Source organism: Streptomyces sp. NBC_00878 (genome assembly GCF_026341515.1).
Taxonomy (GTDB): Bacteria; Actinomycetota; Actinomycetes; order Streptomycetales; family Streptomycetaceae; genus Streptomyces.
In genome coordinates this window covers 8,912,480-8,936,674 of sequence record NZ_JAPEOK010000001.1, presented here as the reverse complement: position 1 = coordinate 8,936,674, position 24,195 = coordinate 8,912,480, and the positions used below count along the sequence as shown (strand labels likewise).

Sequence of the window (24,195 nt, the reverse complement as noted above, 5' to 3'; positions counted from 1 at the left end):
CGCGTCCGGGAAGCGTGCCGAAGCACGCGGAGGCGGGAGCGTTTCCGGTGTGTGCCGCCGTTCGCCGGCGGGACGGAGGTTCGGGAACTCGGGTGCGGCGGCCGAGTTCGTGCTTCGGGGACCGGCCCCGTCGGACACGTACGGCCGTCGTGGTGTGGCCGGGGCGCCGGAGCTCGGCCGAGCCTCCGCGACGCCGGGCCTCAGCGGTGCGTCCGAGGGAGCGCGCCTCGGCAGGGAGTCGTCCGTGCTGTCGGCGTCGGTGCGCTCCGGTCCCGCCGGAACACCCGCGGCCTCGGACCCGCGCTCGGCGTACCCGGGGTTCTCAGGGCCGACGGAGCCACGCCCCGGCCGACGGTCCGAACTCTCGGCCGCACCGGAGGCGGCGCGACCGGACGGCGTACGCGGATGCCCGAGCCCCGTAGTTTCAGACCCCGTAGTTCCACACCCCGTAGTTCCAGGCGCCGCGTTTCCCGGCCCTGTATTTCCAGGTCCTGTACTTCCGGGCCCCTCGGACCCCTCGGACCGCTCTCCCGCGCTCTCCGCCGCGGGCGGATCGGGGGGCGTCGAGGGCCGTGGAGGAATGGAGGCGCGGCGCGCTTCCGTGCTCATGCACCCCCCGTTTCCTCGGCCCCGGCGACCGGCCCGCCGAAGGAACCCCTCGGACCCGTTCCCTGCTTGCGTGCGCGTCACTCTACGGGTTGACGCTGTGCGAGTGGGAACCAGTCCACAGGCCCGGGGCATCTGCCCGGAACGTCCCCCTACCCTGCGGTAATCAGGTCTGGCAGGCTTCGTCCATGACTGCCCGCGCCGCTGACCGCGCCCGCTACGACCGGGCCACCGCTCACCTAGACGCACCCGTCGCGATCGTGGACCTGGAGGCCTTCGACGCCAACGCGGACGATCTCGTACGCAGGGCGGCAGGCAAACCCATACGCGTCGCGAGCAAGTCCGTGCGCTGCCGGGCCCTGCTCGAACGTGTCCTCGCCCGGGACGGCTTCGCCGGGATCATGTCGTTCACGCTCGCCGAGTCGCTGTGGCTGGCCCGCTCCGGTTTCGAGGACGTACTGCTCGCCTATCCGTCCACGGACCGCAAGGCGTACGCGGAGCTCGCCGCCGATCCGAAGCTCGCGGCCGCGGTGACCGTCATGGTCGACGACCCGGCGCAGCTGAGGCTGATCGACGACGCCCGGGACGGCGGACGCGAAGAGGTGCGCGTCTGCCTGGAGTTGGACACGGCGCTGAGGATGCTCGGCGGCCGGATCCGGATCGGCGCCCGCCGTTCGCCGCTGCGCTCCCCCGCCCAGCTCGCCGAGATGGCCCGTACGGTCGCGCGTACGCCCGGTTTCCGGCTCGTCGGAATCATGGCGTACGAGGGGCACATCGCGGGGGTGGGCGACGCCCTGCGCGGGCAGCCGGTGCGCTCCCGTGCGATCCGGCTGATGCAGGCCACCGCCCGCAAGGAGCTGGCCCAGCGCCGTGCGGACGTCGTGCGGGCGGTACGGGCGGTCGCGCCGGACCTGGAGTTCGTCAACGGCGGTGGCACGGGCAGCGTCCAGCACACCGCGGCCGAGGACGCGGTGACCGAGATCGCGGCCGGGTCGGGGCTGTACGTGCCGCGGCTCTTCGACAACTACACGTCGTTCAGCGGGCGTCCGGCCGCGCTCTTCGCGCAGCCCGTCGTGCGCAGGCCGGGGGTGGGTGTCGTGACCGTCCTCGGCGGCGGTTACCCGGCGTCGGGCGTCGCGGGCCCCGACCGGTCGCCCGAGCCGTACCTGCCCGAGGGGCTGCGGTACGACTCCCAGGAGGGGGCCGGCGAGGTGCAGACGCCGCTGCTCGGCTCGCCCGCGGACGATCTGCTGATCGGCGACAAGGTGTGGTTCCGGCACGCGAAGGCCGGGGAGCTGTGCGAGCGGTTCGACGCGCTGCACCTCGTGGAGGGCGACGCGGTGACGGCGACGGTCCCGACCTATCGCGGGGAAGGCCACACGTTCCTCTAGCCGATGCCCGATGACCAACGGCCGATGGCTGATGCCCGATGACCAACGGCCGATGGCCAATGGCCGGTAGCCGGTAGCCGGTAGCCGGTAGCCGACCTTGGCCCGGGAAGTCGAGGTCGGCTACTGGGTGGTGGGGCCGATGCTGCTGCCCACGCCGCCGCTCGTACCCGCGTCGCCCACCGGCCGGATCCCCTTGGTGATCCGGTCCATGTCGGTGAGCGGCGGCCCCTCCTCGCCCGCGTCGAAGGCGTACCGCACCATGACGAGCGACTCCGAGCCGACGCTGGACGGGAACGCCATCGACTGGACGTAACCGCCGGGCCCCACCTCGGTCTTGACCCGCCAGCGCACGAAGTACCCGGTGCGCCCCGCGACCGCCACCGGCCCCTGCCCGACCAGCTCGTGGGACGTGATGCCGTGGAAGGGGCGCTGGTTGAGCTTGTCGCGGTCGTACGCCCGGTCGGCCGCCTCGGATATGTCGTCCTTGGCGAGAGCCTCGGGGGACTTCTCGTCGTTCGCGGTCACCGTGCGCGAGATGACCGTGCCGTGGCGGCAGAGGCCGTCGTCGCCCGGGCAGTCGTACGTCCCCGGCGTGGTCATCATGATGTCGGTCTCGGTGACGTTCTCGGCTCTGGCCCAGCCGTCGAGGAGGGGCAGGGTGATGCCGTTGAGCTCGTCCACGACGACGGAGGGGTCGTCGGCGGACGGTTCCGAGGCGGACTCCGAGGGTGCGGGCGAGTCGCTCGTGGGCGCGGACGTCGGCGCGGTCCGCGTCTGCGGGTCGCCGTCATCCCCGCTCAGGACGACGGCGCCCGTGACGATCGCGGCGACCAGGACGACCGCCGCCGTGGTGAGGACGATCGCCTTCGCACGGCCGGAGCCACCGCCGGAGCCGCCGCCGGGGCCGCCGAAGCCGCCGGTCCCGAGTGGCACCGTCGGCGTCGAAGGCGCGAACTGCGGCTGGCTGTACGGCTGTTGCGGGGTCGGTGCCTCGGGGGTGCGCCGGTGTTCGGTCCAGGCGGTCCCGTCCCACCAGCGCTCCACGTGCGGGGCGGAGGGGTCCCGGTACCAGCCGGGCGGGGGCGTCATGCTCATCCAGGCACTCTAGGCGCCGCCCGGCGCCCGGCACATGGCCGCCTCCTCAACAGACCTACAGGGGCGTCACGTACGCGCCCGAGATTCCGCCGTCCACCAGGAAGTCCGTGGCGTTGACGAACGAGGAGTCGTCGCTGGCGAGGAACGCGACCGCCGCGGCGATCTCCTCGGCCTTCGCGAAGCGCCCGAGCGGGATGTGCACGAGGCGGCGCGCGGCCCGCTCCGGATCCGTGGCGAACAGTTCCTGGAGGAGGGGGGTGTCGACCGGCCCGGGGCACAGGGCGTTCACGCGGATGCCCTCGCGGGCGAACTGCACGCCCAGCTCACGGGACATGGCGAGCACGCCGCCCTTGGAGGCGGTGTACGAGATCTGCGAGGTCGCGGCACCCATCCTGGCCACGAACGACGCGGTGTTGATGATGGAGCCCCTGCCCTGTTGCCGCATGTAGGGGATCGCGGCCTTGCAACACAGGTACACCGACGTGAGGTTGACCTCCTGGACGCGCTTCCAGGCCTCCAGGCCCGTCTCCAGGATCGAGTCGTCGTCGGGCGGTGAGATGCCCGCGTTGTTGAAGGCGATGTCGACGGACCCGTAGGTGTCGTACGCGGTCTTGAACAGCGCGTCGACCTGCTCGGGGTCGGTGACGTCGACCTTCACGAAGACGCCGCCGATCTCCTCGGCGGCGGCCTTGCCCCGGGGCTCGTCGACGTCACCGCAGACGACGTGGGCGCCCTCGGAGGCGAGCCGGCGCGCGGTGGCGAGGCCGATGCCGCTGCCGGCACCGGTGATGACGGCGGTACGGCCGACCAGGCGGCGGCAGATGATGTCGTCGGTCGATGCGCTCACTGTGCGGGGCCCTCCGTGCTGATGAAGACGTTCTTGGTTTCGGTGAAGGCGGCCAGGGCGTCCGGGCCGAGTTCGCGGCCGATGCCCGACTGCTTGAAGCCGCCGAACGGGGTCCAGTAGCGGACGCTGGAGTGGGAGTTGACGGAGAGGTTCCCGGCGCGGACGGCGCTCGACACGCGCAGGGCGCGGCCCACGTCCCGGGTCCAGATGGAACCGGACAGGCCGTACTCGGTGGCGTTGGCGAGGCGGATCGCGTCGGCCTCGTCCTCGAAGGGGAGGACCACGGCGACGGGACCGAAGACCTCCTCGACGGCCACGCGCGCGTGGGGCTCGATTCCGGTCAGGACGGTGGGCGGGAACCAGAAGCCGGGGCCTTCGGGGGCGGTGCCCCGGATGCCGACCGCACTGTCGGTGGCATCGGTGACGTACGACCGTACGCGCACCAGCTGGGCCTTGGAGATCAGCGGTCCCATCGCGGTCTTCTCGTCGGCCGGGTCACCGACGACGACGGACTCGATCGCCGGGGCGAGGAGTTCGAGAAATCGGTCGTAGACGGACCGCTGGACGAGAACACGACTGCGGGCGCAGCAGTCCTGACCGGAGTTGTCGAGGAAGGACATGGGGGTGGCGACCGCGGCGGCCTCGATGTCGGCGTCGGCGAAGACGATGTTGGGGCTCTTGCCGCCGAGTTCGAGGGTGACGGGCTTGAGGAGCGCCGCCCCCTTCGCCAACACCTGTTTGCCCACGCCTGTTGACCCCGTGAAGACGATCTTCGCGACTCCGGGATGCTCGACCAGCGCGTTTCCGGTGACCTGGCCCGCCCCCGGGAGCACCTGGAAGAGATGCTCCGGCAGCCCCGCCTCCAGGGCGAGTTCGGCCAGCCGCAGGGCCGTCAACGGGGTCGTCTCGGCGGGCTTCAGGATGACGGCGTTGCCGGCCGCGAGCGCCGGAGCCGTACCCCAGGCCGCGATGGGCATCGGGAAATTCCAGGGCGCGATGATCCCCACCACGCCCAACGGTTCGAGAATGGTCACATCGAGACCACCCGCCACCGGAATCTGCCGCCCGGTGAGCCGCTCCACACCCCCGGCCGCATAGTCGAGCAGATCCCTGACATTGCCCGCCTCCCAGCGGGCGTTGCCGACGACGTGCCCGGCTTCCCGGACCTCCAACTGGGCGAGCTCTTCCAGATGTTCATCGACGACGACGGCGAACCGGCGCAACAACCGCGCCCGCTCGCCGGGCGCGAGGGCGGCCCACCGAACCTGCGCCTTCGCGCCCCGTACGACGGCCGCGTCGACGTCCGCGACGCCGGCACCCTGCACAGTGGCGATGACCTCTTCGGTGGCCGGATTGAGCACCAGGAGCTCATGCTCAGCGGCCTGAGAAGGCGTGTGCGACAACGAAGAACCTCTCACATGCGTTCGAAGGAGCGGCGGAGCTCCCAGTCGGTCACCGCGGCATCGAACGCGTCCAGCTCGACGCGCGCCATGTTGCGGTAGTGCGCCACCACCTCATCACCGAAGGCGGCCTTGGCGATGGCGCTGTTCTCCCAGATCTCGGCGGCCTCGCGCAGCGTCGTGGGCACATGCTCGTACCCCGAGGTGTACGCGTTCCCGGCACAGGCCTCCGGCAGCTCCAGCTTGTGCTCGACGCCGTACAGCCCGGCCGCGACGAGCCCCGCGACGGCGAGATACGGATTGACGTCACCACCCGGAAGCCGGTTCTCGAACCGCATCGAGCGCCCATGCCCGACGACCCGCAGCGCGCACGTCCGGTTGTCGTACCCCCAGGCCACAGCGGTCGGCGCGAACGACCCCGGCTGGAACCGCTTGTACGAGTTGATGTTGGGCGCGTAGAGCAGCGAGAAGTCCCGGAGCGCGGCGAGCTGCCCGGCGAGGAAGTACCGCATGACCTGCGACATCCCGCCCACCCCGTCGCCCGCCATCGCATTGGTGCCGTCGGCGTCCGCGAGCGAGAGGTGGATGTGACAGGAGTTGCCCTCGCGCTCGTTGTACTTGGCCATGAAGGTCAGCGAGACGCCCTCCTGGGAGGCGATCTCCTTGGCCCCGGTCTTGTAGATGGCGTGCTGGTCGCAGGTGACCAGAGCCTCGTCGTACTTGAACGCGATCTCGTGCTGACCGGGATTGCACTCGCCCTTGGCGGACTCGACGATCAGCCCGGCGGCGCCCATCTCATTGCGAATACGCCGCAACAGGGGCTCGATCCGCCCGGTCCCGAGAACCGAATAGTCAATGTTGTACTGATTCGCCGGCGTCAGCCCGCGATAGTTCGCGTCCCAGGCCTGCTCGTACGTGTCCTTGAAGACGATGAACTCCAGCTCGGTCCCCACCTGCGCGGTGAACCCGTGCTCGGCGAGCCGCTCCAGCTGCCGCCGAAGGATCTGCCGAGGCGCGGCCACGACAGGCGAGCCGTCGCCCCACGCCAGGTCAGCGACGAGCATCGCAGTACCCGCGTTCCACGGAACCCGACGCAACGTACTCACATCCGGGTGCATGGCGAAGTCGCCGTACCCCCGCTCCCAGGACGACATCTCGTACCCGTCGACGGTGTTCATGTCGGTGTCGACCGCGAGGAGGTAGTTGCAGCCCTCCGTACCGTGGTGCAGGACCTCGTCGAGGAAGAAGCGCGCGGCGAACCGCTTGCCCTGGAGCCGACCCTGCATGTCCGGGAAAGCCAGGACGACCGTGTCGATCTCGCCGCCCGCGACGAGTGCGTGCAATTCCTCGACGCTGAGCGGTGGTGTGCGGTCTGCCACGGGAAAGGCCTCCTTCGGTCAGCCGAGAGCCATAAGGTATTGCCGAGAACCATTGCTTGGGAAGGGGGTACCGCCAGATGTCGCAGCCGGATCCACACGACCCGAACGACCGGTTGACGCCGGTCCTGCGTCCGGTGCGCGCGGGCAACGGCTTCGAGGAGGCCCTGGAGCAGATCCTCCAGGTCGTCCGACTCGGTCTGGTGCCCGGGGGCGAACGGCTGCCCGCCGAACGGGAGTTGGCGGACCGGCTCGGGATCAGCCGGGTGACGCTGCGCGAGGTCCTGAAGGTCCTCCAGGACCAGGGCCTGGTCGAGTCGAGACGCGGCCGCTACGGCGGCACGTTCGTCCTCCCCCGGACCGACGCCCCCGGCGAGGCGGAGCTGCGCCGCCGAATCGACGAGGTGGACATCGAGGACGTCCTGCGCTTCCGCGAGGTCCTGGAGGTGGGCGCGGCGGGCCTCTGCGCGACACACGGCCTGTCCCCCGCCCAGTCGACCCGCCTGCGCGAGGCCCTGACCCACACCCAGGACGCCCCGCTGGCGGACTACAGACGCCTGGACACCCTCCTCCACCTGACCCTCGCCGAGCTGTGCGGTTCACCGACCCTCACGGCCCAGTACGCGGCCGTCCGCGCCACGGTGAACGACCTGCTCGACTGCATCCCGCTGCTGGTCCGGAACCTGGAACACTCGCAGCGCCAGCACGAGGCACTGATCGAGGCGGTACTGGACGGAGACGCGGACGGAGCCCGCGAAATGATGCGCGAACACTGCGCGGGCACGGCGGCGCTGCTGCGCGGCTTCCTGGCATAGGAATCCACGAGGCACGCCACAAAGCCACACAAGGCACCTTCCGTAAAGATCAGGGCACCCTGTAAAGGTATGGGACCGATCTATTAGCCTCATCTCAACGACCTCTCCCGAGGGTCTCAACGACCTCTCCCGAGGGACGCACGACACACAGGGAGCGTGGGGGATGACAGGCAGGCCACTCATCGGAGTCAGCACATACCTGGAGTCCGCACGCTGGGGCGCATGGGAGCTGGAGGCGACGCTGCTACCGGCCGGCTACCCACGACTGGTCCAGTCGGCGGGCGGCCTGGCCGCGATGCTGCCGCCGGACGCCCCGGCCCGCGCCGCCGAGACCGTGGCCCGGCTCGACGGCCTGGTGATCGCGGGCGGCCCCGACGTGGACCCGTCGCGCTACAACGCCGCCCGCGACCCACGATGCGGCCCCGAGGCCCGCGCCCGCGACAGCTGGGAACTGGCCCTGATAGACGCCGCGCTGGCCTCCGGCACCCCACTCCTCGGAATCTGCCGCGGAATGCAACTCCTGAACGTCGCGCTCGGCGGAACACTCGTCCAGCACATCGACGGACACGCCCAAACAGTGGGCGTCTTCGGCCACCACACGGTCAAGCCGGTCCCGGGCTCCCGCTACGCCGACTTGATCCCCGAGGAAACATCCGTACCGACCTACCACCACCAGTCAGTGGACCGCCTGGGCAAGAACCTCACCCCTTCCGCCCACGCAACGGACGGCACGATCGAGGCCATCGAACTCCCGGGCCCCACCTGGGTGTTGGGCGTCCAGTGGCACCCCGAGATGGCCGAGGACACACGCGTCATGTCGGGCTTGATCCGAGCCTCTGCCTGAGCCATTCGAGGGCGGCGTCGCCCTGGACCCGCTGAAACGCCCGGAGCGTCGGCAGGCCGGGCGGCGAAGGCTGCCGCGACTGTCTGACGAAGTACCCCGCCAGCGCCGCCAGGGTGGCCGTCACTCCGGCCGGATCCGCTTCCCTCCCCAACGGGTGCTCGGTGAACAGCACTTCGAGGTCGGCGCCGCCCTGTGCGCGGACGCACGGCAGCATCACCATGAGGTCGAACCAGGGGGCGGCCAGGCGGGCGTGGGGCCAGTCGACGAAGAGCACGCGGTGCGGTCCGCGCTCGGGTCCCGTGAGGAGGATGTTGTCGGCGCGGAGGTCACCATGGGCAAGCGTGTCCCCCGAGGCGAACTCGGCCCAGGGTGCGGCGAGTTCGGCGAGCGCGGGGAGATTCCGTACGGTCCAGGGGTCCAGGCCCTCGCCCCTGTCCCCCTCGTCCAGCATCTCCAGCCAGCCCCGGAAGTCCTCCGCGAGGCCCTCGCCGACCGGCGGGACGTCCACGGGTGACGGCGTGAGCGTGCGGCTCAGCTGCCCGACGGCGTCCAGAACGCCTGCCAACTCCCTCCTGTCCCACGGCACATGAGGCTGACGCCCGTCGACGTCCTCGAAAACCAGCGCCACCCAGTTCCCGTCGTCGTACATTCCGAGAAACCTCGGTGCGGGGACTTCGGCGGGCAGAGCGGCAGCGTTCCTTCCTTCGCGCCGGTGCATGGTCGGGCTGTCCGGGTTCGCCTCGCCGCTCACCGCCTTGACGAATCCCCGTCGGCCCTCCGCGGTCCTCACTCGCGCGGCCGGCCCCGGCGAGAATCCGCCGGTCTGCGTGACCGCCTCTACGACAGGGGAGCCAAGCAACTCCGCCACAGCGTGCCTCACCGGCTCGGGGACCTCTCCCCACGGGGTGCGGATACCTGTCGCCGGTGGTGCGCTCATCGACATGCCCCACATCGTCCGCCCCGGACGCGCCCCATCGCCACCGCATTAACCACCACGGGTGCCACGGGGGGGGCGCCTCCGGCCACGTATCGAGCGCGGCTGAGTGGGGGCTGATCGCACAGTCCCCCCTTTGACCTCATCGCGTGCGCGTCGTCCGAGGGAGCTCCGCCGATCCCCGCGGCCCTCGCCCGGTCGGAACGGTGACCCACCACCCGGCCGAGGGGACGCGGCGGGATGTGTGTCCGCAGCGTACGACGACACAAGTGGGCAGTTCCCGTGCGGCAACCGCGCTTTACGTCACCGGCTGCGGACGCACGTCCCGCCGCGTCCCCGCACCCGAGAGACGAGCCCGAGCCCCCACCAACCCAGGGGCGCGGGGCTGTCACATTGTGCGGCTCCTCCCCCACTCTCGGCTTCGCTCGAGCGGGGGGACCCCCATCGTGGGCGCGACCAGCCACAACGAACCCGCACCCGAAAACGAACCTCGCCCTACCCCCGAGTCAAGGCCAACAAATCCCGCGCAGGCCCAGTAGGCCGATGCCCCACAGGCCACACAGCCCGCAAATCCCGGCTCAGCAGAACACCCTCCACAGGAATCTCCACAAGCCGACGAGCGGACAGCTCCTCCCCGAGCGCCAGCTCACTCAGCACCGCCGGCCCCGCCCCGGACGCCGCGGACGCCTTGACCGCCGTGGTCGAGGACAGCTCGATCAGAGGGCGGGCCAGCCCGCCAAGCGCCGCATCCAGCACCTGCCGCGTCCCCGACCCCTTCTCCCGCAGAATCAACGGCGTCCCCGCCAACTCCCCCGCATCGAGAGCCCGCCGCCTCCGCGCCCACGCATGCCCGGGCGCGGTCACCACGATCAGCCGGTCGTGCGCGATCACCACGGAGTCGAGCCCGCTCGGCACGGACACCCCCTCCACGAACCCGAGGTCCGCCTCACCCACGAGCACCCGTTCGGCCACCACCGTCGAGTTCCCGGCGATCAGCGACACCGCCGTGTCCGGCCGCTGCGCGCGCAGCGCGATCAACCACCCGGGCAACAGATACTCCGCGATCGTCATGCTCGCGGCGACCCGCAGCCGAGAGTCCCGCCGGTCCCGCAACGCCTGCGCCCCCGCGTCGAACGCCTCCGCCGCCTCCACCACCCGCCGCGCCCAGTCCGTCACGAGCGCCCCGGCGTCGGTCAGCTGCGACCCCCTGGGCGACCGGTCCACCAGGGCGACCCCCAACTGCCGTTCCATGGACCGGATCCGGCTGCTGGCGGCCGGCTGCGTGATCCCGACCTCCCGGGCCGCCCGCCCCAGACTCCCGAGCCGCGCCACGGCGAGCAGCAGCTCCAGCGCACCCAGATCGGGCACCCGGTGCGACAGCCCGCCGCCCGGCGTGGACGCCGCCCCCACTGCGGAGGCCGTCTCGCGACCCCCCTGGTCACCGGTCCCGCCATCGGTCCAGTCATCCGTCCGGTCATCGCGGCTCATAAGCCCACCTTATGTCCTCATAGACCGGCACTCCCTGGCGAGCCCCCGTCCACCGAGGCACGGTGAAACCATGGCCACCGCAGCCCACCCGGTCCACCCGGCCCACCCGGCCCACCCGCTCGCCACCACGCACCACGCCCGCCCCACAAAGGCAAAGGCGTCGCCCGTCCGTCACCTCGGTCCCAACTGGTACGCCCCGGTGATGGGTACGGCGATCGTGGCCACGGCCGGGGCCGGCCTCCCCGTGGACATCCCTGGCCTGCGCACGCTCTGCACCGCGACGTGGGCGCTCGCCCTGACCCTGCTCGTCGTCCTGCTCGCCGCCCGGACGGCCCACTGGACCCACCACCGGGACCAGGCCCGGGCCCACCTCCTGGACCCGGCGATGGCGCCCTTCTACGGCTGCCTCTCCATGGCCCTGCTTGCCGTGGGCGGCGGCGCCCTCGTCGTCGGGCAGGACTGGATCGGCACACCCGCGGCGGTCGCCCTGGACGCCGTGCTCTTCTCCACCGGCACCCTGGTCGGCCTGGCGGCGGCCGTGGCCGTCCCGTACCTGATGGTCGTACGTCACCGCAGGGACCCGTCCCAGGCCACCCCGGTGTGGCTGCTCCCCCTCGTCGCGCCGATGGTCTCCGCCGCGCTCGGCCCGCTGCTCGTACCGCATCTCCCGGCCGGCCAGGCCCGCGCGACCCTGCTGCTCGCCTGCTTCGCGATGTTCGGGCTGAGCCTGCTGGCCACGCTCGTGATGCTGCCGATGATCTTCGCCCGGCTCGTCACGGGCGGTCCGCTGCCGCTCGCGCTCACCCCGACCCTGTTCCTGGTCCTGGGCCCGCTGGGCCAGTCCACGACGGCCGTCGACAAGTTCGCCGTCGCCGCCCCGGGGGTGGTGCCCGCCCCGTACGACCAGGGCTTCGCCGTCCTGGCGGTGCTCTACGGCGTCCCGGTGATGGGTTTCGCGCTGCTCTGGCTGGCGCTGGCCGCCGCCCTGGTGCTGCGAGCCCGCCGCCGGGGCATGGCCTTCAGCATGACCTGGTGGGCGTTCACCTTCCCGGTCGGTACGTGTGTGACGGGCGCCGAGGGGCTGGCGCGGCACACCGGGCTCGTGGTCTACGACGGGCTCACGGTCGCCCTGTACACCCTGCTCCTCGCGGCCTGGGCGGTGGCCGCCGTCCACACGGCTCGCGGCCTGGTCAGCGGACGGCTGCTCGCAGCGCCTCGCCGAGCACGCGCGGAGCTTCCGTCAACGACGGTCCGTACCACGTGAGATGGCGCCCGCCGACCAGCGCGCAGGGCACGCCCGGGAACGCCTCCGGGCCGTCGTCGCTCGTGAAGCGGTACGGCTCATCGGGCAGCACGACCAGATCGAGGTCGGCGGCGCGCAGTTCCTCGACCGGGACGCGCGGATAGCGTTCGGCATGGCTCGCGTACGCGTTGTCGACGCCCAGCCGCGCCAGTACGTCCCCGGCGAAGGTGTCCCGCCCCAGCACCATCCAGGGTCGCCGCCAGATCGGCACGGCGGCGCGCAGCCGCCTCGTCGGGCGGGGCAGGTCCCGCCACGCCTCCTCGGCCTCGTCCAGCCACCGTGGCCGCCTCCGGAGCCCGCACGCGCGCACCACCCGCTCCAGTTCCCGGAAGGCCCCCGGCACGTCCCGTACCTCGGTGACGAGCACCTCGATCCCCGCTTTCCGCAGGGCGGTCAGGTCGGGCTCGCGGTTCTCCTCCTCGTTGGCGATCACCAGATCGGGCGCGAGGCCGACGATCCGCTCGACGTCCGGATTCTTGGTGCCCCCGACGCGTACGACATCGAGGCCGGCCGGATGGCTGCACCAGTCGGTCGCCCCGAGCAGGACCCCCGGCGCGGACACGGCGACAGCCTCGGTGAGCGACGGGACCAGGGACACCACCCTCATGGCCGAGCACTCCGGATGCCGGTCATCGGCGTGGATCGTCCTCCACGGCCTCGATGTGGTCGGCGACCGCGACGATCAGTACGCGGGTGTCCGCGTCGGTCGCCCGCCACCGGTGCCGTACGCCGCCCGTCAGATGCAGCGTGTCGCCGCGTCCCAGGCGGTACGCGCGGCCCTCCGCCTCGACCTCGACGGCGCCGTCGGCGACGTACATCAACTCGTCGTTGCGGTGCTGGAATTCGCGGCCCGCGTCGTGGTCGCCGGAGAACTCCATGGCGTGCAGTTGGTGGTGACCGCGCACCAGGGGGCGCACTCGGGGCTCGTGGGTGAACTCGGAGTCGTCGGCGCGCACCACGTCGACGCTGCGCGCCGGGTCGGCGGCGGCGAGGAGCTCGACGCAGGTGGTGTGCAGGGCGTCGGCGACCCGTTGGAGGGAACGCATGCTGGGCCGCGCCCGCTCGTTCTCGACCTGACTCAGGAAGGGCACCGACAGGCCGCTGCGCTCGGCGACAACGGCGAGTGTGAGCTCCAGTGCCCGGCGCCGCCGCCGGACGGCCGCGCCCACCCGAAGGGTTTCCTTGTTCTCGTCCATCGCTTCGGCTCCCCCCTGTGCGTCGTCGGTGCGCTGCTCGGTGCATACGGTGCGGCGGCGGCGTTGTCTTGTGTCCACACGCCAATTTCTCGCGAGTTCTTGATGTCTTGTCTGCACCCTACGGGTGTTCGGCAAACCGTTTCATGCGCCCGTCACATCGCTGTAAACATCGCCGCACCGATCGCGTGAGCGACCGACACGGTTCGGGCCGGTGGGAGAGCCGGCGCGGCCGTCGCGGCGGGTGCACGGTACCGAAAGGTCTGCGTGGACATTGCCCGGGTCGTATGCACAGGTACGCAGCGAGGGGTGGGCCTCGCCGTATGGCGCTGCCCACCCCTCGCGGTGGCTCGTCCGCGCGTGATCGTCACGTCACGCGCGCGTGGGGGCCCGTTTTCGGAAATGGGCCCCCACAGGAGACGTGTTTACTGCGGAGTCATCCGTTCCACCATGTCCGGGTGCTCCTTGAGCCACGCGGCGACGGCCTCCTCCTCGTGGCCCTGGCCGCGGTCCTTGATCTCGCTCTCCAGGCTGCCGAGTTCGTCCTCGCTCATCTTGAAGTTCTTGATCCACTTCGTGAGCTGCGGGTACTGCTCGGGGAACGTCTTGCTGGAGATCGTCCGGATCGTGTTGCCCTCGCCGAACAGCTTCTTCTCGTCCGAGAGCTTGGTGAGCTCGTACTCGCTGTAGGCCCAGTGCGGGGACCACAGGACGACGGCGACGGGCTCCTTCTTGGCGTACGCGCGCTTCAGCTCGGCCAGCATCGCGGGCGTGGAGCCGTCGACGACCTCGTACTCCTTGTCCAGGCCGTAGCCCGGCAGGACCTTCGTCTTGAGGAGGTTCATCTCGCCGGTGCCGGGCTCGATGCCGATGATCTTCCCGTCGAAGGTGCCGGCCTTGCCCTTGAGGTCCGCGAGGGACTTGACGTCCTTCACGTACGAGGGAACGGCGATCTCCAGGGACGTCGGCTCGTACCAGGTGCCGAGGTCTCGCAGGTTGTTCTTGTGCTTGTCCCAGTAGTTCGCCTGCGCGTACGGCAGCCAGGCGTCGAAGTTGAGGTCGATGTCGCCGGTGGCCAGGCCGGTGTAGACCGGGCCGACGTCCATCTGCTTCAGGTTCAGCTTGTAGCCGCGCCGGGCCAGCACGTTCTTCCACAGGTAGGTGACGGCGACGTCCTCGTCCCAGGGGAACCAGGCGACGTCCACCGTGCGCTTCGCCTCGGCCGGGGTGCCGGCCGAGGAGCCCTCGACGGGGGCCAGCTTGTCGACGACACCGGGGTTGCTCTTCAGCCAGGTGCGTACGGCGTCCTGCTGCTTGCCCTTGCCGGCTTTGTTGATCTCGGCCTCAAGGCTGGTCAGCTGCTTCTCGGTCATCCTGAAGCTCTTGAGCCACTTGCCGACGACCGGATTGTCCTGGGCGAAGCCCTTGCGGGAGAGCGTGTGCACGCCGTCGCCCTTGCCCCAGGCGACCTTGGGGTCCTTGAGCTTCTTCAGCTTGTACTCGCTGTACGCCCAGTGCGGCGACCAGAGCGTGCCGACGAACGGCTCTTTCTTGGCGTACGCGCGCTTCAGCTCGGCCAGCATGGCGGGCGTGGAGCTGTCGACGACCTTGTACTCCTTGTCGAGCCCGTACTCCTTGAGGACCTTGGTCTTGAGCATGGCCATCATTCCGGCGCTGGACTCGATGCCGGTGATCTTGCCGTCGAACTCGCCCGCCTTGCCCTTGAGGTCCTCCAGGGAGTCGATGCCCGTCATGTAGGCGGGCACGCTCAGCTCCAGGGACGTCGGGCCGTACCAGGAGCCCAGGTCGTCGAGCTGCTTGCCGTACTTCTTCCAGTACTGCTCGTGCGTGGTCGGCAGCCAGGAGTCGGTCTCGAAGTCGATGTCGCCCTGGGCGAGCGAGGTGTAGAGCGGGCCGGCGTCGAACTGCTTGGCGTCGACCTCGAAGCCGCGCTGCTCCAGGATCTCCTTCCAGAGGAAGGTGGAGGCGACTCCCTCGTCCCAGGGGATGTAGCCGATGCTGATCTTCTTGCCCTGGCCGACGTTCCCGGCGTCGGACGCGGTGGTCTCGCTGTCGCCGGAGCCGAAGATGCCCATGCCGCCCGCGACGAGCGCGAGCACGACGACCCCGATGACGGCCACGGAGGGCCGGGGCCGGTAGGACCAGATCTTCAGGCCCTGTGTGGCGCGCAGCTTGGCGGCGGTGCGGCGGCCGAGGGGCGAGACCTGGGTGCCCAGGGCGCTGGTCATGCGGTCCAGGTAGATGGCGAGGATGACGATGGCGACGCCCGCCTCGGAGCCGAGGCCGACGTTGAGCTGGCCGATGGCCTCGTTCACGTCGCCGCCGAGGCCGCCGGTGCCGACCATGCCCGCGATGGCGGCCATCGACAGGCCCAGCATGATGACCTGGTTGACGCCGGCCATGACGGTGGGCAGCGCGAGCGGCAGCTGGACGCGCAGCAGGGTGTTGCCGGGGGTGGTGCCGAACGCGTCGGCGGCCTCGACCAGCTCCTTGTCGACCTGGCGGATGCCCAGTTCCGTCATGCGGACGCCGGGGGCGAGGGCGAAGATCAGGGTGGCCACGATGCCCGCGGGGGCACCGGTGCCGAAGAACAGGATGGCCGGGATGAGGTAGATCATCGCGGGCAGCGTCTGCATGAAGTCGAGTACGGGGCGGACGATGCTGCTGACCCGGTCCGAGCGCGCCGCCCAGATGCCCACGGGCACGGAGATGACGAGCGCGATGATCGTCGCCACGAGGACGAGCGACAGGGTCACCATCGCGTTCTCCCACAGTTCGAGGGAGTCGATGAAGGCGAATCCCACGAAGGTGAGGACACCGGCGGACGTGCCGCGCAGCCAGAACGCGACGACCGCGAAGATGCCCGCGAGGAGGAGTGGCTCAGGGGCCTGGAGTACGGCGTTGATGCCGTCGTAGGCCCCCAGGAAGACGGTCTTGAGGAAGTCGAAGAGCCACGCCATGTGGTTGAGCAGCCAGTCGACCGTGTCGTTGACCCAGTCGCCGAAGGGGACCCTAGGCACCGGCCTTCACCGCCTTGACAACCTTGTCGCGGGGCGTGTCGCACGGTGCGGGTTCGCCCTGTTCGTCACCGAGGAAGCCGACGAGCCGCTGCCGGGGCACGACACCGACGAGCGTGCCCTCCTTGTCGACGACGGCGACGGGATGCGTGATGCGGGCGCTGATGGCGCACAGCTCGCCGAAGGACGTTCCGGGCGCGGCGGTCGGGCAGCCGCAGTCCGCCTCGTCGCCGCGCGTCTGCGCGTCCATGACGGAGGCGGCGGTCAGTACGCGGGACCGGTCGACGTCCTGGGTGAAGGAGGCGACGTAGTCGTCGGCGGGGCGGACGAGGATGTCCTCGGCGGTGCCGATCTGGACGATGCGGCCGTCGCGCATGACGGCGATGCGGTCACCCAGGCGCATGGCCTCGTTGAGGTCGTGGGTGATGAAGACGATGGTCTTCTTGAGCTTCTTCTGGAGCTCGATCAGCTGGTCCTGCATGTCGCGGCGGATCAGCGGGTCGAGCGCACTGAAGGACTCGTCCATCAGCAGCAGGTCGGCGTCGGTGGCGAGCGCCCGGGCGAGGCCCACCCGCTGCTGCATGCCGCCGGACAGCTCGTCGGGCCAGGACTTCTCCCAGCCGGCGAGGCCCGCAAGCTCCAGGGCCTTGGCGGCACGCTCCTGGCGCTCGGCGCGCGGCACGCCCTGTACCTCCAGGCCGTACGCGGCGTTCTCCAGGACGCTGCGGTGCGGGAAGAGCGCGAAGTGCTGGAAGACCATGCTGATCTTCTTCGAGCGGACCTCGCGCAGTTCACGCGCGCTCAGCGCGGTCAGGTCCTGGCCGTCGAAGCGCACGTGACCCGCGGTGGGCTCCAGGAGCCCGTTGAGCATGCGCAGCAGCGTGGACTTGCCGGATCCGGACAGACCCATGACGACGAAGGTCTGGCCCGGTTCCACCGTGAAGGACGCGTCGATCACCGCGGCGGTGGTGCCGTCGGCGCGCAGTTCCTCACGGTCGGCTCCCCCGCGCAGTCGCTCGACCGCCTCGCCGGGTCGTCTGCCGAACACTTTGTAGAGCTGTTCCGCCTGCAGCCTGGATGACACAAGTACCTCTCGGGTAGAACGAAGACGGCCCGCCTCCCCCGCCGGCGGGCCGTGGAGCGATGCGGGTTCCGCCCGCTCGTCCGGTGCGCATATGTCAGGTGTGGTTGAAAATGCGACCGGGTTCGCTCCGCCCCGGCGCCTGCCCCCGCCCCGATGGCGCAAACGCGACCGTGTCCCAGTTCACAAGGCGTTTACATCCGACAGGCCGGGGCATCCGCTTCCGCCCGCTCTCCGCGCCGGACGGTGACTGTCAGTGGCGTACGGCATGATGCGAAGCGTGACGCAGCAGACGCAGCAGCCCCGGCGAACCATGCTCCTCGACACCGCTTCCCTGTACTTCCGGGCCTACTTCGGGGTCCCGGATTCCGTGCGGGCCCCGGACGGCACACCGGTGAACGCCGTGCGGGGCCTGCTCGAATTCATCGACCGCCTGGTGAAGGACCACCGCCCGGACGACCTGGTCGCCTGCATGGACGCGGACTGGCGGCCGCAGTGGCGGGTCGACCTGATCCCCTCGTACAAGGCGCATCGTGTCGCCCAGGAGACCGAGACCGGGCCGGACGAGGAGGAGGTGCCCGACACGCTCTCGCCCCAGGTGCCGGTCATCGAGGCGGTCCTGGACGCGCTGGGCATCGCGCGCGTGGGCGTGGAGGGGTACGAGGCGGACGACGTGATCGGGACGTTCGCCGGCCGCGCCACGGGCCCGGTCGACATCGTCACCGGCGACCGCGACCTGTACCAACTGGTCGACGACAAGCGGGAGGTGCGCGTGCTGTACCCGCTCAAGGGCGTCGGCATGCTCCAGCTCACGGACGAGACCTGGCTGCGCGAGAAGTACGGCGTCGACGGCGCGGGGTACGCGGATCTGGCGCTGCTGCGCGGCGACCCGAGCGACGGCCTGCCGGGCGTGCCGGGCATCGGTGAGAAGACGGCGGCGAAACTGCTGGCCGAGTTCGGCGACCTGGCCGGGATCATGGCCGCGGTCGACGACCCGAAGGCCAGGCTCACGCCGTCGCAGCGCAAGCGTCTCGACGAGTCCCGGCCGTACCTCGCCGTCGCCCCCAAGGTCGTCCGGGTGGCCGGAGACGTACCCTTGCCGGACGTGACCACCGCGCTGCCCCACGCGCCGCGCGATCCGGCAGCTCTGGAGGAGCTCGCGACACAGTGGGGCCTGGGTGGCTCACTGACGCGACTGCTGTCGACACTCGGCAGGTGAATCAGTGACTCGATCCCGAGAAAGGGTGATCGGGTTCCTCAAGAGGGGGCGCGAGTGGCCGGCGAGATGCTAACTTAGGCTAGCCTAAGTTAAATCGGGAGGCTGTCATGGCAGAGCGTCCGGCCCGCAGGGCTCCGAAGTCCCACACCGCGAGCGTGGTCCGCACGGAGCGGCTCACGCCCCACATGCAGCGTGTGGTCCTCGGCGGCGACGGCCTCGCCGAATTCACCGCGGGCACAAGCACCGACCACTACGTCAAGCTGCTGTTCGGCGCCGAGGGCGTGACCTATCCGGAGCCCTTCGACATGTCCCGGATCCGCGAGGAGTTCCCGCGCGACCAGTGGCCCGTGACGCGCACGTACACAGTGCGCGCCTGGGATCCCGAACTGCTGGAGCTGACGCTCGACTTCGTGATCCACGGCGACGAGGGTCTCGCCGGACCGTGGGCGACGCGCGTCCAGGCGGGCGAGGTCGTCCGGTTCCTCGGCCCCGGCGGGGCGTACGCCCCCGATCCCGAGGCCGACTGGCATCTGCTGGCCGGTGACGAGAGCGCGCTGCCCGCGATCGCCGCCTCGCTGGAGTCGATGCCCGACGGCGCGCTGGTGCACGCCTTCGTGGAGGTCTCGGGGCCGGAGGAGGAGCAGAAGATCGACTCCGATGTGGAGGTCGTCTGGCTGCACCGCGGTGACCGGCCGATCGGCGAGGCGCTGGTCGAGGCCGTGCGGGGCCTTTCGTTCCCCGAGGGCCGGGTGCACGCGTTCGTGCACGGTGAGGCCGCGTTCGTGAAGGAGCTTCGCGGACTGCTCCGCGTCGAGCACGAGGTCGCCCGTGAGGATCTCTCCATCTCCGGGTACTGGCGGCTGGGGCACAACGAGGACGGGTGGCAGGCCGCGAAGCGGGACTGGAACGCGCGGGTGGAGGCGGAGCAGGAGGCTCCGCCGACTGCTCCGCCCGTTGCTCCGCAGGAGGCCGGTGCGTAGTCTGCGGGTTCGTTGTAGCTGGTCGCGCCCACGATGGGGGTCCCCCCGCTCGAGCGAAGCCGAGAGTGGGGGAGGAGCCGCAAAATGTCACCGCCCCGCGCCCCTTGGCGGCTATACCGACCGTTGGTATGACCTGAACGTGCGGATCGACAGCCACACCGCTGTCACCGCCAGCGCGAGGAGTGCGCCGCCCCTGGTCAGTACGACGGACCAGTCCGGGTTGTCCGACATCGCCGAACGGCCCGCCACCATCGCCCAGTCGAGCGGGTTGTAGTCGGCGATGTGGCGCATCCAGCCGGGCATCTGGGACGGGGCCATGAAGGCCGAGGAGAGGAAGGTCAGCGGCAGCAGCAGGAAGGTGTTGATGCCGATGATCGACTCCCGCTGGCGCACCAGCATGCCGAGCGCGTTCGAGAACGCGCCGAAGACCGTCCCGAGCAGCGAGGCCGCGACAACGAGCACGACGAGTCCCGCGGCCCCGCCGGGATAGTCCGCGCCGCCGAGCTTGCCGAGCAGGATGATCAGCGCGGACTGCACGGCCGTGGTGAGCGCCTGCTGTACGACGTTGGCGTTCATCAGGGCGCCACGGCTGACCGGAGTGGTGAGGAACCGGTTGAGCGTGCCGCGCTCGATCTCCTCCAATGTGCCCATGCCCGCCCACATGTTGGAGCTGAGCGCGCTCATCACGACGATGCCCGGCACGAGGTAGTCGAGATAGCTGCTCGTGCCGAAGCCGCCGAGCTCGACGACCTCCTTGAAGAGGTTGCCGAACAGGAACAGCCAGATCGCGGGCTGGATCAGCATCATCACGACGTACGCGGGCTGGCGCAGCACCGCTGTCAGCTGACGCTGCGTCATGTACCAGGTCTGGGTGAGGGCGTTGGTGCTCATCGCGCGCCTCCCGTCAGCGCGAGGTCGTCGGCCGACTCCGCCGTAACCGCGGCCGCCGCCTCGGCTTCGGCGTAGCGGCGGCCCGCGTAGCGCAGATAGACGTCGTCGAGCGACGGGCGGGCGACGGTGGCGGCGGCGACGGCGACCCCGGCGCGCTCCAGGGTGGCTAGCAGGGCGGGCACGGCCGCGGCCCCGTCCTCGGCGCGGACGCTGATACGGCGGCCGTCGAAGAGCGCCTCGTACACGCCGGGCAGGGCGGTGAGGGCGCCCGCCAGGAGCGTACGACCGGCCTCGCCCGCCGGGTGGCGCAGTTCCACATGGACGGCGTCGCCGCGGAGTTCGCCCTTGAGGGCGTCCGGGGTTCCCTCGACGACGACTCGGCCGCGGTCGACGATCGCGATGTGCCCGGCGAGGCGGTCGGCCTCTTCGAGGTAGTGCGTGGTGAGCAGGATGGTCAGGCCCTCGTCGCCGGCCAGGCGGGCGATCTCGTCCCACATCGCGGTGCGCGCCTCGGGGTCGAGGCCGGTGGTCGGCTCGTCGAGGAAGAGGATCTCGGGCCGGTGGACCAGGCCGAGCGCCACGTCGAGACGGCGCTGCATGCCTCCGGAGTAGCCCTTGACCGGGCGGCCCGCCGCGTCCGCGAGGCGGAAGCGGGCCAGCAGTTCGTCCACCCGGTCGCGGAGGGCCGCGCCCCTCAACCCGTAGAGCCTGCCCTGGAGTTGGAGGTTCTCGCGGCCGGTGGCCACCGGGTCGGCGCCGGACTTCTGGGCGACCACGCCGATCGCGCGGCGCACCCGGTCCGGGTGGCGCAGGACGTCGTGGCCCGCGACCGTGGCGGTGCCCGAGTCGGGGCGGGCGAGGGTGGTGAGGATCTTGACGGTGGTGGACTTGCCGGCGCCGTTCGGGCCGAGGAGTCCGAAGACGGTGCCCGGCTCGACGGTAAGGTCCATGCCGCTGAGGGCGGTGACCTCACCGGGGTAGGTCTTGATCAGCTGACGCGCCTGCACTGCGGGCGCACGGGTGCTCATGACGATGCTCTCCTGGGGTGAGCGGATGACGGCCGATCCGCGTGAAGAGCGCCATGGCTATCCTGGGTGTGCCGCACCTCGATCGCCTGGCCTGCCTCACCGCGGAGTCGGCTCGGGGTTCGAGACCCTGGCGGAGCTGCTCCAACAGCTCTGCCGGGGTCTGTTCTTCTTGCTCCTGCCTTATTCCTTCTCGAGGTGACGGGCCTCCAACTCCTCGAATTCCGGCGGCACTTCCCCGGTTTCATGGAAACTCCGCCACGCCTTGGCCCCGTCGAGCGTGCCGGAGTGGAGCTCCCGCAGAAACCCGCGGACCCACTCGGCCTGCGCCTCGACCATGTGCAGTTGGTACTCGCTCTCGACGAGGAAGATCCGCGGCAGCGTCTCACGGAGCTTCGCGAGACCACCGCGTGCGCTCGCCGCCTGCACGTCCAGCATCTTCAGCCGCTCCGTCAACAGGCGCGCCACCTCATCGGGGTGGATCACCCCCATCAGCGACAGCGCGGCCTCGAAGATCGGGAACTCCCGCGCCGGGACGGCGAGCAGGTCCGACAGCCACTCCGTCGCCTCCTCGCGTCCGGCGTCCGTGATGCCGTAGAGGGTGCGCTCCGGACGGTTGCCCTGCCGCTGCACCTCGGCGACCTCGACGAATCCGTACTTCTCCAGGTTCTGCACGACCGTGTAGAGCGAGCCGTAGTTGATCTTCAGGCTCGTGTCCTTGCCGCGGCTGCGCAGGGTCTGGGCGATCTCGTACGGATGCATCGGCCGCTCGGTGAGCAGCACCATGACGGCCAGCGCCAGCGGATTGCCGAGCTTGCGGCGCTTGGTCGCCATCGGGATCACCTCGCCATACCCTCGTCCACGAATATCCGCGACCGAACATATCGCGTCTCAACGGAGGCCGTCAACATACACGATGTATCGCGTTTTCACTTTCGGCGCAAGGGCGTGAGGACTTAGGCCCGGCCTCGACATGGCCGCGTCACGCGGGCGAAACAGGCTCTCCCTAATTTCTGTCACCCGACAGGAATTCAGCTTCGGGATTCGGCGGTCGCCGCCAGGATCCCGCTCCCCTGCGCCGAAGGCAGGTGCCGCCGTGACCACTACCGCCCCCTCCGACGTACGCCCCGACCCGCCGGAGTCGTCCGGCGACCGCTCCCTCGCGGAGTTCGGCTACCGCCAGGAACTGCACCGCAGCCTGGGCCGGTACGCCTCGTTCGCCGCCGGTTTCTCCTTCATCTCGGTCCTGACGACCGTCTTCCAGTTCTTCGCCTTCGGGTACGCGTTCGGCGGCCCCGTCTTCTTCTGGGCCTGGCCGGCCGTGCTGATCGGCCAGTTGCTGGTCGCCGCGTGCTTCGCCGAGCTGGCCGCGCGCTACCCGATCTCCGGCGCCATCTACCAGTGGTCGTCCCGGCTCTCCAGCCTCACCTTCGGCTGGTTCGCCGGCTGGATCATGGTGATCGGCCAGATCGTGGTCGTCGCCGCCGCGGCGCTCGCGCTGCAGGTGGTCATGCCCGCGATCTGGTCCGGCTTCCAGCTGATCGGCGACGACCCGGCACCGACGTCGGCGAGCGGCGCGGCCAACGCGGCGGTCCTGGGCGTACTCCTGCTGGTCCTGACAACCGTCGTGAACGTCATGGACAACCGCGTGCTGTCCCTGGTCAACCGCGTCGGTGTGACCGCCGAGATCATCGGCGCCGCCCTGATCATCGTGCTCCTGTTCACCCACTCCGAGCGCACCCCGGGCATCACCTTCCACACCGGTACGGCCGCCGAGTCGGGCCTGGTCGGGGCGCTGCTTGTGGGGTCGTTCACGGCGGCGTACGTGATGATCGGCTTCGACAGCGCGGGCGAGATGAGCGAGGAGACGCGCAACCCCCGGCGCACGGCGCCCCGCACGATCCTCACCGCGCTCGGTGCCGCGGGTCTGCTCGGCGGCCTGATCATCCTCGGCGGTCTGCTCGCCGCGCCCAGCCTCACCGACGGCCGGCTGGGCGTCGAGGGCCTGAGTTACGTCCTGACCAGCAGCCTGGGCGACGGCGTGGGCCGGGCGCTGCTCGCGGACGTGGTGATCGCCATCGCGGTGGCGACCCTCGCGATCCAGACGTCCGCCTGCCGCATGCTGTTCTCGATGGCCCGCGACGGCCAGCTGCCGTTCGCCGGACGCCTCGCGAAGGTCAACCCGCGCACCGGTATGCCGAGCGCCCCGGCCCTGGTCGTCGGCGTCCTCGCCGCGGCCCTGCTGCTCCTCAACTTCGCGTCGCCGGAAGCGTTTCTGGCCATCGGCACCACCTGCATCGTGATGCTGTACCTCGCGTACGCGATGGTGACCGGACCCCTGTTGTGGCAGCGCCTGCGCGGCAACTTCACGGTCGAGGGCACCGACGAGACCGGCAAGCCCCTCTTCTCCCTCGGCCGCTGGGGCGTCCCCGTCAACGTACTCGCCCTGCTCTACGGCCTGTTCATGGCCGTCAACCTGGCCTGGCCCCGGGCGGACGTGTACGACCCGGCGGGCGGGCATTGGTACTTCCAGTGGTTCACCGCCATATTTCTGCTGACCACACTGCTACTCGGCTTTCTGTACCGAGCTGTGAGGGGACAACGGGGCCACACTGCTTCGGCAGTTCCCACACAATCCGTCTGATGGCCCCTACGGTCGTTCTCGGCGG

The 24,195-nt window shown here is 70.4% G+C and carries 20 protein-coding genes; 7 read left to right on the top strand and 13 right to left on the bottom strand.

The window, feature by feature from the left end; all coding sequences use genetic code 11:
• Positions 1-794: 794 nt before the first annotated feature.
• On the top strand, positions 795-1,997 hold the full coding sequence (locus tag OHA11_RS38755) for an amino acid deaminase/aldolase (protein WP_266504441.1): 1,203 nt from the start codon (positions 795-797) through the stop codon (positions 1,995-1,997).
• Positions 1,998-2,117: 120 nt separating this feature from the next.
• On the opposite strand, the gene OHA11_RS38750 is transcribed toward OHA11_RS38755, so the two are convergent.
• The 4 genes from OHA11_RS38750 to OHA11_RS38735 all read right to left on the bottom strand — a co-directional run bounded on the left by OHA11_RS38750 (position 2,118) and on the right by OHA11_RS38735 (position 6,718).
• Entirely contained in the window at positions 2,118-3,086 is a 969-nt protein-coding gene (locus tag OHA11_RS38750; RefSeq protein ID WP_266507753.1) for a DUF2510 domain-containing protein, read from the bottom strand.
• A gap of 61 nt (positions 3,087-3,147) precedes the next feature.
• Positions 3,148-3,939 (bottom strand): 3-oxoacyl-ACP reductase, encoded by a 792-nt coding sequence (locus tag OHA11_RS38745; protein ID WP_266504438.1) that lies wholly within the window; start codon positions 3,937-3,939, stop codon positions 3,148-3,150.
• Positions 3,936-5,342, bottom strand: a complete 1,407-nt coding sequence (locus tag OHA11_RS38740; RefSeq protein ID WP_266504436.1) for an aldehyde dehydrogenase — start codon at positions 5,340-5,342, stop codon at positions 3,936-3,938. Before OHA11_RS38740 ends, OHA11_RS38745 begins: the two co-directional genes overlap by 4 nt.
• A gap of 11 nt (positions 5,343-5,353) precedes the next feature.
• The gene (locus OHA11_RS38735; protein ID WP_266504434.1) at positions 5,354-6,718 is read right to left on the bottom strand and encodes a glutamine synthetase family protein; all 1,365 of its coding nucleotides are present in this window, start codon (positions 6,716-6,718) and stop codon (positions 5,354-5,356) included.
• A gap of 77 nt (positions 6,719-6,795) precedes the next feature.
• On the opposite strand from OHA11_RS38735, the gene OHA11_RS38730 reads away from it, so the two are divergent.
• The gene (locus OHA11_RS38730; RefSeq protein ID WP_266504432.1) at positions 6,796-7,530 is read left to right on the top strand and encodes a FadR/GntR family transcriptional regulator; all 735 of its coding nucleotides are present in this window, start codon (positions 6,796-6,798) and stop codon (positions 7,528-7,530) included.
• A gap of 163 nt (positions 7,531-7,693) precedes the next feature.
• On the top strand, positions 7,694-8,374 hold the full coding sequence (locus OHA11_RS38725; RefSeq protein WP_266504430.1) for a gamma-glutamyl-gamma-aminobutyrate hydrolase family protein: 681 nt from the start codon (positions 7,694-7,696) through the stop codon (positions 8,372-8,374).
• On the opposite strand, the gene OHA11_RS38720 is transcribed toward OHA11_RS38725, so the two are convergent.
• Together OHA11_RS38720 and OHA11_RS38715 are read right to left on the bottom strand one after the other, a co-directional pair.
• On the bottom strand, positions 8,343-9,317 hold the full coding sequence (locus tag OHA11_RS38720; RefSeq protein WP_266504427.1) for a phosphotransferase family protein: 975 nt from the start codon (positions 9,315-9,317) through the stop codon (positions 8,343-8,345). The two genes, OHA11_RS38725 and OHA11_RS38720, sit on opposite strands and share 32 nt — an antisense overlap.
• A gap of 486 nt (positions 9,318-9,803) precedes the next feature.
• Complete coding sequence (locus OHA11_RS38715) at positions 9,804-10,796, bottom strand: LysR family transcriptional regulator (protein ID WP_266504424.1); 993 nt, start codon at positions 10,794-10,796, stop codon at positions 9,804-9,806.
• A gap of 70 nt (positions 10,797-10,866) precedes the next feature.
• Between OHA11_RS38715 and OHA11_RS38710 the strand changes: the two genes are divergently transcribed.
• Positions 10,867-12,060 (top strand): TDT family transporter, encoded by a 1,194-nt coding sequence (locus OHA11_RS38710; protein ID WP_266504422.1) that lies wholly within the window; start codon positions 10,867-10,869, stop codon positions 12,058-12,060.
• Here OHA11_RS38710 and OHA11_RS38705 read toward each other — a convergent pair.
• The 4 genes from OHA11_RS38705 to OHA11_RS38690 form a co-directional block, all read right to left on the bottom strand.
• A complete protein-coding gene (locus OHA11_RS38705; protein WP_266504419.1) occupies positions 11,987-12,706 on the bottom strand; it encodes a helical backbone metal receptor in 720 nt (239 codons plus the stop codon). The genes OHA11_RS38710 and OHA11_RS38705 overlap by 74 nt on opposite strands.
• A 22-nt stretch (positions 12,707-12,728) precedes the next feature.
• The gene (locus OHA11_RS38700) at positions 12,729-13,295 is read right to left on the bottom strand and encodes a helix-turn-helix domain-containing protein (RefSeq protein WP_143635589.1); all 567 of its coding nucleotides are present in this window, start codon (positions 13,293-13,295) and stop codon (positions 12,729-12,731) included.
• A 422-nt stretch (positions 13,296-13,717) separates the two neighbouring features.
• Positions 13,718-16,333: an ABC transporter permease/substrate binding protein gene (locus OHA11_RS38695; RefSeq protein WP_266504418.1), complete on the bottom strand. Its 2,616-nt coding sequence runs from the start codon at positions 16,331-16,333 to the stop codon at positions 13,718-13,720.
• On the bottom strand, positions 16,326-17,414 hold the full coding sequence (locus OHA11_RS38690; RefSeq protein WP_266504415.1) for a glycine betaine/L-proline ABC transporter ATP-binding protein: 1,089 nt from the start codon (positions 17,412-17,414) through the stop codon (positions 16,326-16,328). Before OHA11_RS38690 ends, OHA11_RS38695 begins: the two co-directional genes overlap by 8 nt.
• A gap of 268 nt (positions 17,415-17,682) precedes the next feature.
• On the opposite strand from OHA11_RS38690, the gene OHA11_RS38685 reads away from it, so the two are divergent.
• Both OHA11_RS38685 and OHA11_RS38680 read left to right on the top strand, forming a co-directional pair.
• On the top strand, positions 17,683-18,630 hold the full coding sequence (locus OHA11_RS38685; RefSeq protein ID WP_266507750.1) for a 5'-3' exonuclease: 948 nt from the start codon (positions 17,683-17,685) through the stop codon (positions 18,628-18,630).
• 107 nt (positions 18,631-18,737) lie between these two features.
• On the top strand, positions 18,738-19,610 hold the full coding sequence (locus tag OHA11_RS38680) for a siderophore-interacting protein (protein WP_266504413.1): 873 nt from the start codon (positions 18,738-18,740) through the stop codon (positions 19,608-19,610).
• Positions 19,611-19,721: 111 nt separating this feature from the next.
• Here the strand turns inward: OHA11_RS38680 and OHA11_RS38675 are convergent, their stop codons facing one another.
• From OHA11_RS38675 to OHA11_RS38665, 3 genes are all read right to left on the bottom strand, one after another.
• Positions 19,722-20,501: an ABC transporter permease gene (locus tag OHA11_RS38675; protein ID WP_266504411.1), complete on the bottom strand. Its 780-nt coding sequence runs from the start codon at positions 20,499-20,501 to the stop codon at positions 19,722-19,724.
• A complete protein-coding gene (locus OHA11_RS38670) occupies positions 20,498-21,529 on the bottom strand; it encodes an ATP-binding cassette domain-containing protein (RefSeq protein ID WP_266504410.1) in 1,032 nt (343 codons plus the stop codon). Before OHA11_RS38670 ends, OHA11_RS38675 begins: the two co-directional genes overlap by 4 nt.
• Before the next feature lie 180 nt (positions 21,530-21,709).
• Positions 21,710-22,360 carry a PadR family transcriptional regulator gene (locus OHA11_RS38665; protein ID WP_266504407.1) on the bottom strand — a complete coding sequence of 217 codons (651 nt, stop codon included), beginning with the start codon at positions 22,358-22,360 and terminating at the stop codon, positions 21,710-21,712.
• A gap of 262 nt (positions 22,361-22,622) precedes the next feature.
• Here OHA11_RS38665 and OHA11_RS38660 point away from each other — a divergent pair, with 262 nt between their 5' ends.
• Complete coding sequence (locus OHA11_RS38660; protein ID WP_266504405.1) at positions 22,623-24,170, top strand: amino acid permease; 1,548 nt, start codon at positions 22,623-22,625, stop codon at positions 24,168-24,170.
• Positions 24,171-24,195: the final 25 nt, after the last annotated feature.

Bases quoted from the DNA above. Each gene is read 5' to 3' on its own strand.
- OHA11_RS38755 (WP_266504441.1), top strand. From the start codon at position 795: ATGACTGCCCGCGCCGCTGACCGCGCCCGCTACGACCGGGCCACCGCT.
- OHA11_RS38750 (WP_266507753.1), bottom strand. From the start codon at position 3,086: ATGACGCCCCCGCCCGGCTGGTACCGGGACCCCTCCGCCCCGCACGTG.
- OHA11_RS38730 (WP_266504432.1), top strand. From the start codon at position 6,796: ATGTCGCAGCCGGATCCACACGACCCGAACGACCGGTTGACGCCGGTC.
- OHA11_RS38725 (WP_266504430.1), top strand. From the start codon at position 7,694: ATGACAGGCAGGCCACTCATCGGAGTCAGCACATACCTGGAGTCCGCA.
- OHA11_RS38720 (WP_266504427.1), bottom strand. From the start codon at position 9,317: ATGTCGATGAGCGCACCACCGGCGACAGGTATCCGCACCCCGTGGGGA.
- OHA11_RS38715 (WP_266504424.1), bottom strand. From the start codon at position 10,796: ATGAGCCGCGATGACCGGACGGATGACTGGACCGATGGCGGGACCGGT.
- OHA11_RS38710 (WP_266504422.1), top strand. From the start codon at position 10,867: ATGGCCACCGCAGCCCACCCGGTCCACCCGGCCCACCCGGCCCACCCG.
- OHA11_RS38705 (WP_266504419.1), bottom strand. From the start codon at position 12,706: ATGAGGGTGGTGTCCCTGGTCCCGTCGCTCACCGAGGCTGTCGCCGTG.
- OHA11_RS38700 (WP_143635589.1), bottom strand. From the start codon at position 13,295: ATGGACGAGAACAAGGAAACCCTTCGGGTGGGCGCGGCCGTCCGGCGG.
- OHA11_RS38685 (WP_266507750.1), top strand. From the start codon at position 17,683: ATGCGAAGCGTGACGCAGCAGACGCAGCAGCCCCGGCGAACCATGCTC.
- OHA11_RS38680 (WP_266504413.1), top strand. From the start codon at position 18,738: ATGGCAGAGCGTCCGGCCCGCAGGGCTCCGAAGTCCCACACCGCGAGC.
- OHA11_RS38675 (WP_266504411.1), bottom strand. From the start codon at position 20,501: ATGAGCACCAACGCCCTCACCCAGACCTGGTACATGACGCAGCGTCAG.
- OHA11_RS38670 (WP_266504410.1), bottom strand. From the start codon at position 21,529: ATGAGCACCCGTGCGCCCGCAGTGCAGGCGCGTCAGCTGATCAAGACC.
- OHA11_RS38665 (WP_266504407.1), bottom strand. From the start codon at position 22,360: ATGGCGACCAAGCGCCGCAAGCTCGGCAATCCGCTGGCGCTGGCCGTC.